Raw genomic sequence first — 15,591 nt, forward strand, 5'->3', positions numbered from 1 at the left:
CCGTGCGGCACCGCAGCAAAGTCACCAAAGGCCCCGGCTCACGGGCGGCCGGACTAGCGATGGCGTTCAAACTCATCGAGTCAGCCCAGACCCGCTGGCGCGCGGTCAACGCACCCCAACTCGTCGCCCTCGTACGCGCGGGAGCACGCTTCGAAGGCGGCAAACTCGTCGAACGCCCCGACGACCACGCCCCACCCACCGCCGCCTAAACAATCTTGACCCACAGATCTTGACTATTCCTCTCGTTCCGAACGGACCAGTACAGCTTCGAACGTCCGCCGATGAGTTCGGGTGGCCGCCACCGTGCTCGCAGGCGGCTCGGACGTACGCGCCCGATCACTGCTCGCACCTTAGAATCTTGAAACGTCAATAATCTTCCGGGTCAGAGGCGGCTGCTCTGGGTTGATTGGGTTTTCCGATCGCCAGCTGCTGGTCCTGGTTGGCGGCAGTAGTCCTTTTGGCTGGTAGAAGCCTTTTCGGCGATCAGCCTGTGTTGGGTGGCCTTCTGGCGTTCACTCGGCGTATACGAACCGCTGTTGCACTTCGTCGCGTTCGGCGGGAATCCGTCGGGAGAGGCGAGAGGTGTGCAGTGAGCCGTATTGAGCTGCAGGGGCTGAGTCGACGGTTCGGTTCGGTCACCGCGGTTGATGACGTCTGGCTGGACGTCGCGGATGGGGAGTTCCTGGTGCTGCTGGGGCCGAGCGGCTGCGGCAAGTCCACGTTGCTGCGGATGATCGCCGGGCTGCTGCCGCCCACCGCGGGGCGACTTCGGTTCGGCGGTGTCGACATCACCGACACCCCGCCGCAGCAACGCGATCTCGCCATGGTCTTCCAGAGCTACGCGCTCTACCCCCACCTGTCGGTGGCCCGCAACATCGGTTTCCCGCTGCGGGCGCGGCGTTGGTCGCGCGCTGACATCCGGGCGAAGGTCGCCGACGTGGCGGCCCAACTCGACCTGGTGGAGTTGCTGGACCGCAAGCCGCGCGAGCTCTCCGGTGGGCAGCGCCAGCGAGTGGCGCTGGGCCGAGCGCTGGTGCGCGATCCCGGCGCGTTCCTCATGGACGAGCCGTTGTCCAATTTGGACGCCAAGCTGCGCGCCGGGACGCGGGCGGAGATTTCCAGGCTGCACCGCAAGCTGGGCGCAACGACGATCTACGTCACCCACGACCAGGTCGAGGCGATGACCATGGCCACCCGGATCGCGCTGCTCAACGAGGGGAGGCTGGAGCAGGTCGGCACCCCGGAGGAGGTCTACGACGAACCGGCCTCGGTGTTCGTCGCCCGGTTCTTGGGCTCCCCGGCGATGAACCTGCTGGACGCCGCGGTGCGCAGCGATGGCGGCGCGCTCATCGCCCGCGCCTCCGACGTCGAACTCGATCTGGGCATCGAAGGTGAGCTGCTGGAACGCGAGGTGGTCGTCGGCGTGCGACCGGAGCACTTGCGCCAGGTCGCGTTGGAGGACGCCGATATCCGCGCTGTGGTAACCGCGGTCGAGAACCTCGGCAACGAGGAAGTGGCCTACTGCGAGGTTGGCGCTTCCGTCATCGCTGTTCGCGGGCCCCGTCCGCTCGGCCTGAGCTCCGGCGCGCGGGTGGGCCTGGCCGTTCGCGCCGAGCACCTGCACCTGTTCGACCCAGGCAGCGGCCGCAGGCTTTCCTGGCAGCCTGCTGCCGTTGCCGCAGCGGTGTGACGTCTTGACAGAACAAGAGAAAGGTAAGGAATCAGATGAGAAGGTCTCTGGCTGCGGTGGGCGCGGCTACGGCTGTGGTGCTGGCCGCCACGAGTTGCGGGCTTGGTGCCACCGACGCCCCGACGGCGGTGAACGGGGTGCCTGAGCTGGAACCCGGCCAGCAGGTTTCGATCGTGTTCGAGAGCTACAACTTCGGCCAGGCCGGCGCCTGGACCGACACATTCAACGAGCTGATCGACGAGTTCCAGCGCACCCACCCGAACATCAAGGTCACCGCGCAGAAGCCGCAGGGCAACAGCGCCAACCCGGCCACCGACACGATTCCCAGCCTGCAGAGCCAGCTCACCGCGGGCAGCCCGCCCGACGTGGTGCAGCTCGGCTTCAGCGACCTGGACTTCGCGGTCAACCAGCTCGGGGCCGCACCGCTGGACGACCTGGTCGGCAAGGACGAGGTGCAGCGCAACTTCGACGGCGCGCGGCACCCCTACGCACCGACAGCGCGGACGCTCGGCGACTGGAACGGCAAGACCTACGGCGTGCCGTTCGTCTTCTCCACGCCGACGCTCTACTTCAACGCCGACCTGCTGGCCGCCGCCGGGCTGGACCCGGCCAAGCCGCCGACGACCTGGGACGAGGTGGCGCAGGCGGCGCACGCGGTCAAGGAGCGCACCGGCAAGGACGGTGCCTACGTGGACTGCCTGACCAAGGCGGCCAAGGACTGGTGCTTCCAGTCGTTGGTGCGTTCCAACGGTGGCCGGGTGATTTCTCCGGACCGCAAGTCACTTACCTTCGCCGAGCCCCCTGCGGTCGAGGCGGTGCAGAGCATGCAGAGCATGGTGAGCTCCGGTGCGATGCCCAACCGCACCCAGATGCAGGCCGTGGAGTCCTTCACACGCGGTGAGGTGGGCATGATCCTGGAGTCCAGTGCGTTGCAGGGCACCTTCCTCAAGGGCGCCAGCGGGAAGTGGCGCCTGGGAGCGGCCGCAATGCCGGGCTTCGCGGGCAAGCCGGCGGTGCCGACTAACTCCGGTGCCGCGCTGTTCGTGTTCTCCCAGTCACCGGACAAGCAGCGGGCCAGCTGGGAGCTGATGAAGTTCCTGACCAGCGAGCAGGCCTACACCAAGGTCTCCAGCAAGATCGGTTACCTGCCACTGCGCACCGGTCTGGTCGAGGACCCGAACGGCCTGCGCGACTGGGCGGCGAAGAACCCGTACCTGAAGCCGAACCTGGACCAGCTGGCGCAGATGGAGCCGTGGGTGTCCATGCCGGGCACGAGCTACCTGCAGATCCGCGACGGCATGATGGAAGCCGTCGAGGCCTCGGTGTTCCAGGGCGAGGACCCGGTGGCCACGCTGCGCTCGAAGCAAGACGAGGTGTCCAAGCTGCTGGAGGCTGGTCGGTGATTCGCCCTGATCTCACCCTGGTCCAGCTCAGCGACACGCACCTGCGGCCGGGCGATGGCCTGATGCACGGCGTCGTCGACACCACGGCGAACCTGATCGGCGCGCTGATGATGATCGAGAACTCCGACATCGATGTGTCGGCGCTGCTGCTCACCGGCGATCTCGCCGACAACGGCGCTTCGGCAGCCTACCGCCGGTTGCGCGGCATCGTGGAGCCTGCCGCGCGGCGGCTCGGCGCCGAGGTCTGCTACGCGATGGGCAACCACGACGAGCGTTCGGCGTTCCGTACCGGGCTGTTCGACGGCGGTCCGTCGACCGACCCGTGCGACGTGGTGTACACGGTGGACGGACTGCGGGTGGTTGTCCTGGACAGCAGCGAACCCGGCCAGCACGACGGTCACCTGTCGGAAGCGCAGCTGGCCTGGCTGGCCGACGAGCTTGCCACCACATCGCCGCGAGGAACGGTGCTCGTCAGCCACCATCCGCCGGTGCCCTCGCCGGTGCCGACGGCGCACCTGCTCCGCTTGCGCGGCGCGGACCGGCTCGCCGACGTGCTCAAGGGCACCGACGTGCGACTGATCGTCAGCGGACACGCGCACCACGCCGCTTGCGGAGCCCTGGCCGGGATCCCGGTCTGGGTTGGCCCGGCGCTGGCCTACGGCGTGGCCGCAGTCCCACCCCGGGGCCGGTTGCGCGCCGGGGCGGATGCCGGGTTCAGCCGGATCGACGTGTTCGGCGAGCAGATCGTGGCAACAGCGGTACCGCTGTCCACTGCGGACGAGGTGTACGACGTGGACGCCGCGGAGCGGCTGCGGATGGTGCACGAGGCGGTGGGGGAGTGGTGACCGGGACCTTCGTGGAGGTCGCGGCACCGGCGGCGGGTACGGCGACCACGCCTGCGCCTCGGCGGTCGATGTGGCGCCGGGTGCGGCGGCTCGCGCCGCCGTACCTCTACCTGCTGCCGGCCGTCGTGCTGCTGGTGGTGTGGACCTACCAGCCGCTGGCGCAGACGTTCTACCTGTCGTTCCACTCCTGGAACCTGGTGCCGACCTCGCCCATGCGGGAGGTCGGGTTCGCCAACTACATCCGCCTGCTGACCACACCCGAGTTGGGCGAATCCGTGCTGCGCACGCTGGTGGTGATCGGCGGCATGCTGCCGTTCACGGTGCTGATGCCGGTCGTCGTGGGTTTGCTGGCCCGACGGGTGCGCGGCCGGGCGGCGGCGGTCTACCGCGGTCTGGTGTTCGCGCCGATGCTCGTGGCACCGGTGGCCGGTGCGGCGGTCTGGCAGTGGTTGCTGGATCCGACTTCCGGGGCGGTCAACCGGCTGCTCAGCACCGATCTGAACTGGATCAACACCACCGGGACCGCCCAACTGGTCATCATCGTGATCACCGGGTGGCACGTGATCGGGTTCGCCACGCTCGTCGTCGCCGCCGGGCTGACCGGCATCAACCCCGACTACTCGGCGGCAGCCCAGGTCGACGGGGCCTCGCGGAGCCAGATCACGCGGTGGGTCACGCTGCCGCTGCTCTCGCCCACGCTGGCCTTCCTGGTGCTGATGACCGTGCTGTTGTCCGCGCAGTGGACCTTCCCGCTGATCGACACCCTCACCCAGGGCGGCCCGGTCGGCGCGACCACCAACCTCTACTACCTGCTGTGGGAGTACGGGTTCCGCAGCCACGATGCCGGGTTGGCCGCGGCGGCCGGGGTCATCTTCTTCGCGGTGTTCATCGTGCTCGCTGCGCTGCTGGCGGGCCTGGCGGATCGGTTGAGCCATCATGACGACTGAGCGCATTGATACCGAGCCGGTCGCCGCGCGCAGCCCGGTGCAGCGCATCATCGGGCATCTCGTGCTGGGGCTGCTCAGCCTGTTCTGCGTGTTCCCGATCTACTGGCTCTACGCCACGTCGCTGCGCGCACCCGGCGACGTCCACCAGCTGTCGGTGCTGCCATGGCCGTTGTCCACCGGAAACTACGCAGATGCGCTGGGCAAGATCGACCTGGCCGGGATGCTGCTGAACACCGGGATCGTCGCGGTGCTCAGCGCCTTCGGGCAGCTGCTGGTCGCGCTGCTGGCGGCCTACGCCTTCGCAGCCTGGACGTTTCCGCTCCAACGAGTGCTGTACCTGATGTTCGTGGGCACCTGGCTGGTGCCGTTCCAGGCGACCATGCTGCCCAACTACGTGCTGCTCGCCAGGCTGGGGCTGCTGGAGACGCTGGCTGGGGTGATCATCCCGACCCTGTGCTCGGCGTTGGGCGTGCTGCTGCTGCGCGAACACCTCAAGAGCTTCCCGAAGGATCTGCTCGACGCGGCGAAGATGGATGGACGGTCGTCCTGGAGCACCTTGTGGACGGTCGTGGTGCCGACGCTGCGCCCGGTGTTGGCGGCGCTGGGCATCCTGCTGGCGATCACGGCATGGAACGAGTACTTCTGGCCGGCCATGGTGCTGCAGCGCAGCAATGCGGTGGTGCAGCTGGGCCTGCGCAGCTTCCTCGGCACCGAAGGAAACGAGTGGGGTCCGCTGATGGCCACCGCAGGGTTGACCTGCCTACCGGTCTTCGTCCTGTACCTGGTCCTGCAACGTCACATCGTGAATGCCTTCGTCCGTTCAGGTCTCAAGTAGAGGCGGAGGCCCGTGCGCAGTTGGGGGTGCTACAGCGTCCCCAACTGCGCACCGGGTCCCGGCGCGAGTTGACGCCTGGCCGCGCCGCTTATTCCTCGGCCCTGTCTGGTAGGCACTCCAGGAACGCATCCACGAGCGGACCGTGGTCGGTTGGCCAGACGACGTGGAGATCGAGGATGGGGACTGGGTCGATCAGCCCCACTGTGGTGGTTCGGGGACCGGTGGCGCGGATGTCGGTAAGCCGTCCGCGCAAGGCCGAGGCGAAGCCGACCACGGGTTTGATCGCGGCGAGGATCGCCGTCGCGCCCGGGTCGTCAACCTCTTCGGCGACGTCGAGCCGAATCCCACTGGTTTTCGCGGCGGAGAAGATGGTGTCGTACATGGCCGAGGACTGCGCGCGGTTGAACAGCACGCAGGCCTCCCCGTCGAGTGCGCCGAAGGGCACCCTGTCGAGCCCGGCCCAGCGGTGTTCCTGGCCGACGACGGCGACCAGCGGGACGCGCAGCAGCAGGCGGCTGTCGAGGTTCGCGGCGGTGGGCCTGCCGTAGACCATCGCGACGTCGATGCGCCCGCCGGCGAGGGCTGCGAGCTGCGGCCCGGTGCGCATCTCGAACATGGTCACGTCGATCGCCGGGTGGCGGCTGTTCAGCGCGGCCAGGGTGGCGGGCAGGATCCGTTGCCCGGCGGGGAAGTTGTAGCCCACCCGGACCGTGCCGGATCGGCCGGCGGCGGCCGCGCGCGCGACCTGCCCGGCCAGCTCCGCCCGGGCGACGATGTCCTTGGCCAGGCTGCGGAAGGCCTGCCCGGCCGGCGTGAGCCGGACCTCGTGCGAGTTGCGGGCGACCAGGGTCACCCCGACCGAGCGTTCCAGGCGCTGCAGGTGCTGGCTCAGCGACGGCTGTGCCAGGTGCAGCCGGGCCGCCGCCCTGCCGAAGTGCAGTTCATCGGCGATCGCCAGGAATGAGACCAGATGCCGCAGCTCCACGATTGACCTCCCTCGGTACCGCCAAGCTAGCGGGCGCGGGGGAGCAGCATGTGAACGGCAAGCGACGGCCAGTGATGCATTGGTGGCCGGCGCGGCCGCCTTCGGTCACCTGGACGGAGGTGCGTCGGAGATTCACCGACTGTTCGCCTGTGTCTTGCCCACCGAACCGGGCGACTGAGGAAACTCGGGGAGGTGCCCGCCCCGGGAGGTCGCGTTGGAGCTCCGCTAGCTGGTCTCGTTCCTGGCGTTGGCTGACGAACTGGACTTCGGTCGCGCCGCCGCGAAACTTCACCTGACGCAACCATCGCTGAGCCAGCAGTTGCAGCGACTGGAACGCAGAGTCTGCTTCGGTGGCTTGATGAGAAGCCTGCCCGACCCCGTTTCTGCGGGATCGTGGCCCGTTACAGGCCTGCCTTGAAGTTCTCCTTCCGGGCCGACGCCGACCCATCGGAAGGACATCCGCCGTCAATGCCCATCGTCTCAGAGCAGTACGAACTCGTCATCGGCGTCGACACACACGCCGCAAATCACGCGCTGTCGGTCGTGACCGCCACGACCGGTGCCGCGGTCGACCGGGCAAGCTTTCCGGCGAGCACGGCTGGGCTGGATGGTGCCGCTGCATGGATCACGCGTCGGGCCGGTGAGCGCGCCACCCTCGTGGTCGTCGAGGGCATCGGCACGACAATGTTCGATCGCGGCGAGCGGCAGGTCGATGTGGCCACGGCGTTGGGAGTGTCGCAGCAGACTGATGGGAGAACGCGCTGCCCAAGCTGGGCCGCAAGCGGCTGCCGGACCGACTGGTCTTGCAGGGCATCCTGTTCGTGCTGCATACCGGGATCCAGTGGGAGTTCCTACCCCAGGAGCTGGGGTTCGGGTCCGGGATGACCTGCTGGCGGCGCCTGGCGGAGTGGAACGAGGCCGGGGTGTGGCAGCGGCTGCACGAGGAGCTTTTGGCCGAGCTGAACGCGGCCGGGAAGCTGGACTGGTCGCGTGCGGTGATCGACAGCTCGCATGTGCGGGCGGCGCGACGCGGCCCAAAAGCGGCCCGAGCCCGGTCGACCGCGCCCGGCCAGGCTCCAAGCACCACTTGATCATCGAGGGCGGCGGCATTCCGACGGCATTCAGCCTGACCGGCGGCAACGTCAATGACGTCACCCAGCTCCTCCCGCTGGTCGAGGCGATCCCGCCCGTGCGAGGCAGGCGCGGGCGCCCCCGCCGCCGACCCGACGCGCTGTACGCCGACCGCGCCTACGACTCCGCCCAACACCGGGACGAGTTGCGCGCCAAGGGAATCGACCCGCAGATCGCCGAACGAGGAACCGGCCACGGCTCCGGACTCGGCGTGATCAGGTGGGTCGTCGAGCGCACGATCGCCTGGTACCACGGCATGCGACGCCTGCGCATCCGCTGGGAACGCCGCGCCGACATCCACGAGGCGTTCCTCGGCCTGGCCACCTGCATCATCTGCTTTCGACACATCAAGACCCTTTGTTAGGAACCCTTACCGACCTGCACGACCTATCTGGGCGGAGATCCGGTGATGCTGATCTGGGACGGGCTGTCCGCCCACCGGTCCAAAGACATGAAAGCTTGGCTGGCCACTCAGCGGCATTGGCTTGCTGTGGAACGGCTTCCCGCATACGCGCCCGAGCTCAACCCGGTCGAACAGGTCTGGGGCAACGTCAAAGCCACCGAACTGGCCAACCTCTGCCCCGACATCATCGACCAGGCCCATGCTGCCGCGGCGATCGGGCTGGAACGCATCGGCAGCAGCTACCAATTGTGCTTCTCCTTCCTTGACCACAGGGGCCGCCGCCTATGAACCAAGATCACCTAAAAAAGATCATTAGTAGGTCGGGTGGCGTTGGAGTGGACGGTGCTGCTTGCGGGCGACGGTGCGGTGGATGGCCGTTTCGCCGGCGTGGACGAGTACGGAATGTCCTGTGAGGACGACGAGCCTGATTTTGCGGCGGTGTCGTAGGCCCCGGCGGACACCGAGCCAGAGTGGCAGGCACCGGCGCATGGGGCTTGCGTCGAAGCGGGGTTTGCTGTGTCCACCGCACTGATGGACGTCACTGAGATCCGGGTGCGAGGTTGATCTGGTGTGGCTCCGGCCGTGCGGGGTGCCGACGCAGGCGGCGCGCGACGAGAAGCAGTGCGTCCAGCTTGGCCGGGGCGGCGTTGGCGAACGGGTTGAATGGCAACGGACGGTGGGCTGTCAGGGGAAGGCTCAGATGGGACACCAAGGCAGCAGTACTCCTCCAAGATCAAATGTCGATATCGTGACGACGGGAACGCGAAGCAACGCACGGCAACCCGTCGGAACGAGGAGGAAGGAGGGCCGCTGACTTGCGGTGGAACGCGAATGGGCTGGTCGGCTCAAGCGGCTCACTACTTTTTTGACATGGTAGAGGTCACTGGTTCGATCCCAGTATTGCGCACCAGTCTTTCACGGAGGTCAGCGGCGTGACCGTGGGCGACGCCGCGAGGAAGCGGTCTTTGACCGCGGAATTGTTGTCGGTTGGGTCGTGTGGGCGGGGGCTGCAGTGCAGGCGGTGTCTTGGTGCGTGCAGGTGCGCTGCGGCTTCGCTGTAGCGTTGTCGTGCATGGTACTTGGGGCCGGTGCTGGCCTCGGGTGGCGGCGTTGGCGATTGGGGCGGTGGCGTGCATAAAGATAGGCGTCTTCCAGCGGGAGTTTGTTGCGATGGTCATGATGTTCTCCCGTTGACTGGATGGATCCGTTGTGGAAGCTCCGTTCCACTGCGCGTGCACGGTCCATCGCGCCTTGTGGGTCCGTTCCGGCGCCTGCAGTGGTGACTCGTCGTGGTTGGCGCTCATCGGTGCCCGAGCGTGTCGGCACGTGGGATTGAGAGAACTATAAGCTAAACCGCATCGGCTGCATGAACCGTCCACAAGAGAATCTCCTCGACATGAGTTCTACACGTGCAGCAACCTGAGCGTTTGTTTCTAGTTGGCGTGCGGGGTGTTGTCGTGCTCGGTGGCCCAGGCTGCGATTTGGGAGCGTGAGGTGAAGCCGAGTTTGACGAGGATGTTCGCGACGTGGGCTTCGGCGGTGCGCTGGGAGATGACCAGGTTGCTGGCGATTTGCTTGTTGCTCATGCCTTGGCGCACGAGTTCGGCGATTTCCCGCTCGCGTCGGCTAAGGCGTGCGCGCGGCTCTTGCCGGAGAGCGGGCTCGGTGCGTGGTGGTTTGCCGCGGGCGTAGGCGATGGCTTGTTCGAGGCTGACGTCCGCGCCTTGGGCGTAGCGGCGGCGGTACTGGTCGTCGCCGAGAGCGTGGCGGGTCCGTTGTTCGCATTCGTCGTGGTAGTGGCGGAAGAAGGTCAGCAGTGGTGCGCCGGCTTCGCGGCGGATGGTCTCGGCGGTGCCGAACAGCTGGGCGGCGTCGTCTTGGCGGTTTTCGCTTGTGGCGACCCATGCGAGCGTTTCGGCGCACAGTCCGGTGCAGTGGTGGTCGTTGAATTCCTGCTGGAGGTCGAGGCTTTCGCGGGCGAGTGTAGCGGCTCGTTGCTGCTGGCCTTGCCGCCAGGCCTCGACGCCGAGGCCCCAGAGGGCGTAGGAGCAGCGCCAGCTCTCGCCGTATTCGCGTGCGAGCGCGAGAAGTTCCTCGTATGCGGCGGTGGCGCGTTCTGAGTCGCCGTGCAGTGAGGCGCTGACGCCGAGGACGACTAGGGCGGTGGAAAACCAGGGCAGGTCCCCGGAAAACCGCAGCCGGGGGATCACTTCTTCGCAGAGCTCAATCGCATTTGAGAAGTCGCGTTGCAGTGCCGCAGTGAGGGCTTCGGCAACCCGCAGCAGTGCGGCCGTGTCCCCGTCGTTGTCGGCAGTGAGCGTGCGGGCCTCGCTGATGAGAGTGGATGCTGCGGGTACATCGCTTTGCAGAAGGGCGAGGTAGCTGGCACTAATGAGTAAACGTAGCCGGTCGCCGTCGTTCTCGGTGCCTTGCTGAAGAATTCGGTCGCACCAGCGGCGACCTTCACTGGTGAGTCCGCTGACGCGCCAGTAGTCGTGGAGGGCGTCGGCGATGCGCGTTCCGGCGACGGTACCTGTCGGCTCGTTCAGGCAGAATTCGAGTGCGGTGCGAATGTTGGCGTGTTCGGTTCGCAGGCGTGCAAACCAACGGGCTTGATCGGGGCCGAACCAGTGCTGCTGCATCTGCTCGGCCAGGTTCAGGCACCAGTCCCGGTGCCGTTGGCGGACCTGCGTCTCCTGGCCGGAATGTCGCAGCATGTCGCGGCCGTACTGCCGAATGGTCTCCAGCAGCCGGTACCGGGCCTTGCCGTCACGGTCATCGCGGATGAGGATCGACTTGTCCACCAATCCTGCCAGCGTGCCTAGAACGTTGGCTTGGGTCAGGTTTTCGTCCGCGCAGACCCCCTCAGCACCGTCGAGATCGAAGCTGTCGGCGAATACAGAGGTACGTGCCCACAGCTCCTTCTCGTTGCTGGAACACAGATCGCAACTCCATTCGATCAGGGCACGCAGCGTCTGATGTCGCGGCAGCGCGGCCTTGTTGCCGGTAGTGAGCAGGCTGAACCGGTCGTCCAGCCGTCGCAGGACTTGCTCGGGGGACAGCACTTTCAGACTCACCGCCGCCAGTTCGATTGCCAGGGGAATGCCGTCCAGTCGCCGGCAGATACCGGAGGCGATATGTCCGTTGTGGTCATCGAGGACGAAGTCCGGCAGGACCGCTTTCGCACGGTCCGAAAACAGCGCGATAGCTTCGTAACCGGCCAACGCGCTGGGCGTAACACCGCTGTCGGGATCCGGGCATTCCAGGGCGGAGACCGGCAGGATGGACTCGCCGGCGATGCCGAGCGCCTGGCGGCTGGTGACCAGGATCCGCAGTTCAGGACACCGTTTGAGCAGGGCCGCCACGGTGAGCGCGCAGGTGTGAAGCACATGTTCGCAGTTATCGAGCACCAGCAGCAGACGCCGGTCCGCGACACGCTCGGCTACTGTCTCGGCGGTCCAGCGTGTGGACTGATCGTGGATGCCCAGTGCGGACACGATCGCTTGTGGAACGAGCCCTTCGTCTTCCAAGCCCGCGAGTTCGACCAGCCATACACCGTCCGGGAAGGCTCGCCGCATGTTCCAGGCGGCGTGCGAGGCCAGCCTGGTCTTGCCCACGCCGCCCACGCCGGTCAGGCTGACCAGCCGGGAGGAGGACAGCGCCTGCCTGACCTGGCTCAGCTCTTTGCGCCGGCCGACGAAGCTGGTGACCTCGGTCGGCCATTTTCCTTGCAAGCGCTGCGCAGACACGTCGGTCATAGCAGTTCCAGGCTAGCTCAGCGGCCCGTGAGAAACCGGCCGCAAGCACGCAGGTGGTCTGCGGGCTGGTCAGCCGTGCACGTGCAGCGGTTTGCCGGCCAGGGCGAGGTGGGCCTCGCCGAGGGCTTCGGTCTGGGTGGGGTGGGTGTGTACGAGGGGGGCGACGTCGTCGGGTTGTAGATTAGCTGGGCTTCGTCGATGAGTTCGTCGATGCGGTCGCCGACCAGGTGCAGTCCGAGGACCGGGCCGTCGGCGGTGCGCACGAGCTTTACCGCACCGGCGGTCTTGAGGATCTGGCTCTTGCTGTTTCCGGCCAGGTCGTAGGTGAAGGTCTGCACCTGGCCGTACTGCTTCTTGGCGGCTGCCTCGGTGAGGCTGACCGAGGCGGCCTCGGGGTGAGAGTAGGTCACGCGCGGGATGCCCGCCTCGTCGATCGGCTGCGGGTTCAGGCCGACGATGTCCTCGGCGATGAAGATGCCCTGCTGGAAGCCGCGGTGGGCCAGCTGCAGGCCGGGGACGATGTCGCCGACGGCGTAGACGCCGGGCAGGTTGGTGCGCAGGCGATCGTCGGTGAGCACGAAGCCGCGGTCCATCTTCCGACCGGCGGTGCCGTGATGACGAGTTCGAGGGGGAAGACGGCGGTCTCGAGGCGCCGCTTGACGTTGTTCGCCGAGGTAGCGCAAGTTCATTCTGTACGTCCTGGGCACCCGCATCGGATGCATCCCCGGTCACGGCCCCTGCGAGCTTGCAGAACTGGCCGAGGTCACGGAACTGGCTGAAGAGGAGGTGCGGGAGCGCCTGGCAGCGCTCGCCCGGGACGGCCTGATTACCTGGACCGTGGACGCTGCCGACCAACGGAACTGGTTCCAGGTCCTCTATCCGGGTTCGCCGCCTCTGCCAGAGATGTGACCGGGCGATTCCAAGAGAAAAAGGCCCCGGTGAGGACTTCCCGGCGGGGTGCCAGCCCTGGATTCCTGGAGGGCAGGAATCCAGGGCTGATCTGCATTCGTTTCCGCAGGTCAGGGCATGTTATTCCCTGAAAGGTGGCCGATCTAGACCCTCCTGGGGTGTTTTAGCGCCCTGAGCTGCGTTGACGACGGTCAGGTCTGCCACGTGCTGCGCGGCGGCGTGCGAGTGCTCGACGGTGTGGCCGCTGCGCTGGAGGTAGCGCCATAGCTCGTCGGGACGGCGTCCAGGTGAAGGCGAAGCGGCTGGGCGGCAGTCGCACCAGGTTGTGCCGACTGCGGGGCAGAGACAGGTCCCGTCGGAGACCGGAACCGGCCAGCCACAACTGCGGACGCCCGTGATCGTCGGTGAGAGTGACGCTGTAGCCGGTCAGGCGGCTTGCACGGTCGGTGCGTGGGCGGAAGCGCACGCGGCGGGCGTGCAGCTGCTCGACAAACTCCAGCTCGGTGCGAGCATGCGCGGCAGGGGAGTGCACCAAGTGCCGCAGCTCGTATCGGCCGGTCACGTGGTGCCCTGCCCGCTGGGCGCGGTCGATCTCGGCTCGGCTGGTGGCATTGCGGCCGGCCCCGGCGAGCTCGGCATCAGGTTCATCCGGTGCTCGGTCTGCTGGCACCAACTCCGCCACCGTGGCCAGTCCCGATACGTGTTCGCGACCTGACCTTGCTCCTCCACGAGGTTGACCACCAGGTGCACATGGTCGTTGCCCTGCGCCGAGCGGCCATGATGGACGGCCACCCAACGGCGACGCGAGAACCCCATGCTGACGACGGCTTCGTACACCAGCTGTCGCCACGTCGCATCGCTCAGCCGTCCATCATCGGCGGGCAGCGAAATCGCCACGTGGTCGACGTGCCCGCCGTTGACGGCCATGTCGTGTGCAAGGCGGGGCGTGTCGAGCATCCGAGCCAGGCGCGCTAGACCACCGCGTTGTTCGAAGTCGGCGGCAAACGAGCCTTCCGGCAGCTAATCCGCGTCCCAGGCGCCGATGAGATGAGGCTCGATGTGTTCGTTCGCTCGGCCGGGCCCGAACAGGTAGCGCAGCAGCCCGCCGAGGTTACGGCCGCGGCTGACCTTGGCCATCACTACTCGTCCAGCAGGTCCAGCACTCGCTCCAGGGTGGAAAGGTGCCCATCCCAGCACGGCGTACAGGTGTTTGTCATGGCCGGTGACGTCCTGCGTGTCCGCTCCGATCGGCTTGAGTGATGACGGGTGCGAACATCGCGAGCGACTCGGCGACCGTGCGGTTGAGGTTGGTCTTGGCGAAGCTTTCGGTAGTCGCTCATCGTCTGGCCCGGAGCTCGGCGAGGAGTTGCTCGGCGTGGTCGGCACGGACCTTCTTGTCCGCGATGAGCCGGGCGACGACGGCCGGGACCTCCTCGGCGGTCGCGCCGACGGCGGAGGCGATGTTGCGGGCGTGCAGGGACATGTGGCCACGCTGGATCCCTTCGGTGGCCAGCGCTCGGATGGCGGCGAGGTTCTGGGCGAGGCCGACGGCCGTGATGATCTCCGCGAGTTCGGCGGCGGTGCGGACGCCGAGCAGGGTGATCGCGGCCTGCGCGGCCGGGTGGACCTTGGTGGCGCCACCGACGAGACCGACGGGCATGGGTAGCTCGAGGGTGCTGGCGACATTGCCGTCGGCATCCTTTTCGAAGCGGGACAACGAGGTGTAGAGCCCGGCGGGCGAGACGGCGTGGGAGTGGGCGCCGGCTTCGACGGCGCGAGTGTCGTTGCCGGTGGCGAGCACGACGGCGGTGATGCCGTTCATGATCCCCTTGTTGTGGGTGGCGGCCCGGTAGGGGTCGGCTTCGGCGAGGGCGGCGGCATGGATGATGTTGTCGACGACCTCGGCGCCGCCGAGCGCGTCCGCGTCGAACACCGCGCGGGCACGGGAGAGCCGGAGATCGGCCTTGTTGGTGAGGATCCGCAGCAAGCTGCTCCCGCGCGCGATCTCGGCCGCCCGGGCGGCGACGGCCTCGGCCATCGTGTTGACCGCGTTGGCGCCCATGGCGTCGCGCACGTCGACCTGAAGGTGCGCGACCACGTATGTGCCGGCGCGCGAGGGGACCAGCCGGACAGCGATGTCACGGACGCCGCCCCCGAACTCGACGAGCTTGGGGTCCTGGTCGTTGGCGAGCGCGATCAGCTCGTCGCGGGCTTCGAGTAGCCGTACTCGCCCGGCCTCGGGGTCAGCGACGCCGACGATCTGGACCTGGGCCTGCATGACGGGTGGGGTCGAGGACGTGGTGAACCCGCCGTGCACGCGCGCGATCTTGGCGGCGTTGCTCGCAGCCGCGACGACGGAGGCTTCCTCGGTCGCCATCGGCACCAGCACGTCGGTGCCGTTGATCACGAAGTTCGTCGCGACACCCAGCGGGATGCCCACGATCCCGGTCACGTTCTCGATCATGTGGTCTGCCAGCCCGGTGCCGAGGCCGTGCGCGGGGTCGAAGGCGGCGATCGACGCGGGGTCGATGCCGGCGGCTTCGGCGAGGGACTTGCGTCGGGCCTCGACGGAGAGGTCCCGGAGACCCTGGATACGACTGGTGCGCGGCATGGCGCCCCTCCCACCTCGGTGTGGCTGCGGTACGGGGGAGGACGCTAGTTCGCGGCGCATCGGCCGGGAATGGG

The 15,591-nt window shown here is 67.4% G+C and carries 12 protein-coding genes and 3 pseudogenes; 10 read left to right on the forward strand and 5 right to left on the reverse strand.

Features of this window, described 5'->3' with window-relative positions; genetic code table 11:
- The 6 genes and pseudogenes from E1288_RS40325 to E1288_RS40350 form a co-directional block, all read left to right on the forward strand.
- Positions 1 to 209 (forward strand): annotated as a pseudogene (locus tag E1288_RS40325) (IS256 family transposase); the annotation flags it as partial.
- Between the two features lie 380 nt (positions 210 to 589).
- On the forward strand, positions 590 to 1,690 hold the full coding sequence (locus tag E1288_RS40330; protein ID WP_132493946.1) for an ABC transporter ATP-binding protein: 1,101 nt from the start codon (positions 590 to 592) through the stop codon (positions 1,688 to 1,690).
- A 35-nt stretch (positions 1,691 to 1,725) separates the two neighbouring features.
- Positions 1,726 to 3,093 (forward strand): ABC transporter substrate-binding protein, encoded by a 1,368-nt coding sequence (locus E1288_RS40335; RefSeq protein ID WP_132493947.1) that lies wholly within the window; start codon positions 1,726 to 1,728, stop codon positions 3,091 to 3,093.
- A complete protein-coding gene (locus tag E1288_RS40340) occupies positions 3,090 to 3,938 on the forward strand; it encodes a metallophosphoesterase family protein (RefSeq protein WP_132493948.1) in 849 nt (282 codons plus the stop codon). Before E1288_RS40335 ends, E1288_RS40340 begins: the two co-directional genes overlap by 4 nt.
- Positions 3,935 to 4,885: a carbohydrate ABC transporter permease gene (locus E1288_RS40345; RefSeq protein ID WP_132493949.1), complete on the forward strand. Its 951-nt coding sequence runs from the start codon at positions 3,935 to 3,937 to the stop codon at positions 4,883 to 4,885. The genes E1288_RS40340 and E1288_RS40345 overlap by 4 nt, the downstream gene beginning before the upstream one ends.
- On the forward strand, positions 4,875 to 5,720 hold the full coding sequence (locus E1288_RS40350; protein ID WP_207954827.1) for a carbohydrate ABC transporter permease: 846 nt from the start codon (positions 4,875 to 4,877) through the stop codon (positions 5,718 to 5,720). The genes E1288_RS40345 and E1288_RS40350 overlap by 11 nt, the downstream gene beginning before the upstream one ends.
- Positions 5,721 to 5,808: 88 nt before the next feature.
- On the opposite strand, the gene E1288_RS40355 is transcribed toward E1288_RS40350, so the two are convergent.
- A complete protein-coding gene (locus tag E1288_RS40355; protein WP_132493951.1) occupies positions 5,809 to 6,705 on the reverse strand; it encodes a LysR family transcriptional regulator in 897 nt (298 codons plus the stop codon).
- Positions 6,706 to 6,934: 229 nt separating this feature from the next.
- Here E1288_RS40355 and E1288_RS40360 point away from each other — a divergent pair.
- From E1288_RS40360 to E1288_RS49985, 4 genes and pseudogenes are all read left to right on the forward strand, one after another.
- A pseudogene (locus E1288_RS40360) lies at positions 6,935 to 7,048 on the forward strand (helix-turn-helix domain-containing protein); the annotation flags it as partial.
- A gap of 418 nt (positions 7,049 to 7,466) precedes the next feature.
- Positions 7,467 to 8,200, forward strand: a protein-coding gene (locus tag E1288_RS40365; protein ID WP_408014311.1) for an IS5 family transposase whose coding sequence is annotated in 2 segments (ribosomal slippage) — positions 7,467 to 7,746 and positions 7,746 to 8,200 — 735 coding nt in all. Because the reading frame shifts where the segments join, the coding sequence is not laid out codon by codon here.
- A 45-nt stretch (positions 8,201 to 8,245) separates the two neighbouring features.
- Positions 8,246 to 8,527, forward strand: coding sequence for a transposase (locus E1288_RS40370; RefSeq protein WP_235884145.1), 282 nt, complete (start codon positions 8,246 to 8,248; stop codon positions 8,525 to 8,527).
- A 36-nt stretch (positions 8,528 to 8,563) separates the two neighbouring features.
- Positions 8,564 to 8,686 carry a hypothetical protein gene (locus E1288_RS49985; protein WP_268952015.1) on the forward strand — a complete coding sequence of 41 codons (123 nt, stop codon included), beginning with the start codon at positions 8,564 to 8,566 and terminating at the stop codon, positions 8,684 to 8,686.
- Positions 8,687 to 9,672: 986 nt separating this feature from the next.
- On the opposite strand, the gene E1288_RS40375 is transcribed toward E1288_RS49985, so the two are convergent.
- The 4 genes and pseudogenes from E1288_RS40375 to E1288_RS40390 all read right to left on the reverse strand — a co-directional run bounded on the left by E1288_RS40375 (position 9,673) and on the right by E1288_RS40390 (position 15,517).
- Complete coding sequence (locus tag E1288_RS40375) at positions 9,673 to 11,997, reverse strand: ATP-binding protein (protein ID WP_132493953.1); 2,325 nt, start codon at positions 11,995 to 11,997, stop codon at positions 9,673 to 9,675.
- A 69-nt stretch (positions 11,998 to 12,066) separates the two neighbouring features.
- Positions 12,067 to 12,626, reverse strand: a pseudogene (locus E1288_RS40380) (FAD-dependent oxidoreductase); the annotation flags it as partial.
- Between the two features lie 838 nt (positions 12,627 to 13,464).
- A complete protein-coding gene (locus E1288_RS40385; protein ID WP_132493954.1) occupies positions 13,465 to 13,863 on the reverse strand; it encodes a relaxase/mobilization nuclease domain-containing protein in 399 nt (132 codons plus the stop codon).
- A 379-nt stretch (positions 13,864 to 14,242) separates the two neighbouring features.
- Positions 14,243 to 15,517, reverse strand: a complete 1,275-nt coding sequence (locus E1288_RS40390) for a hydroxymethylglutaryl-CoA reductase, degradative (protein WP_132493955.1) — start codon at positions 15,515 to 15,517, stop codon at positions 14,243 to 14,245.
- Positions 15,518 to 15,591 lie beyond the last annotated feature (74 nt).

It is taken from the genome of Saccharopolyspora elongata (assembly GCF_004348985.1).
GTDB classification, from domain to species: domain Bacteria; phylum Actinomycetota; class Actinomycetes; order Mycobacteriales; family Pseudonocardiaceae; genus Saccharopolyspora; species Saccharopolyspora elongata.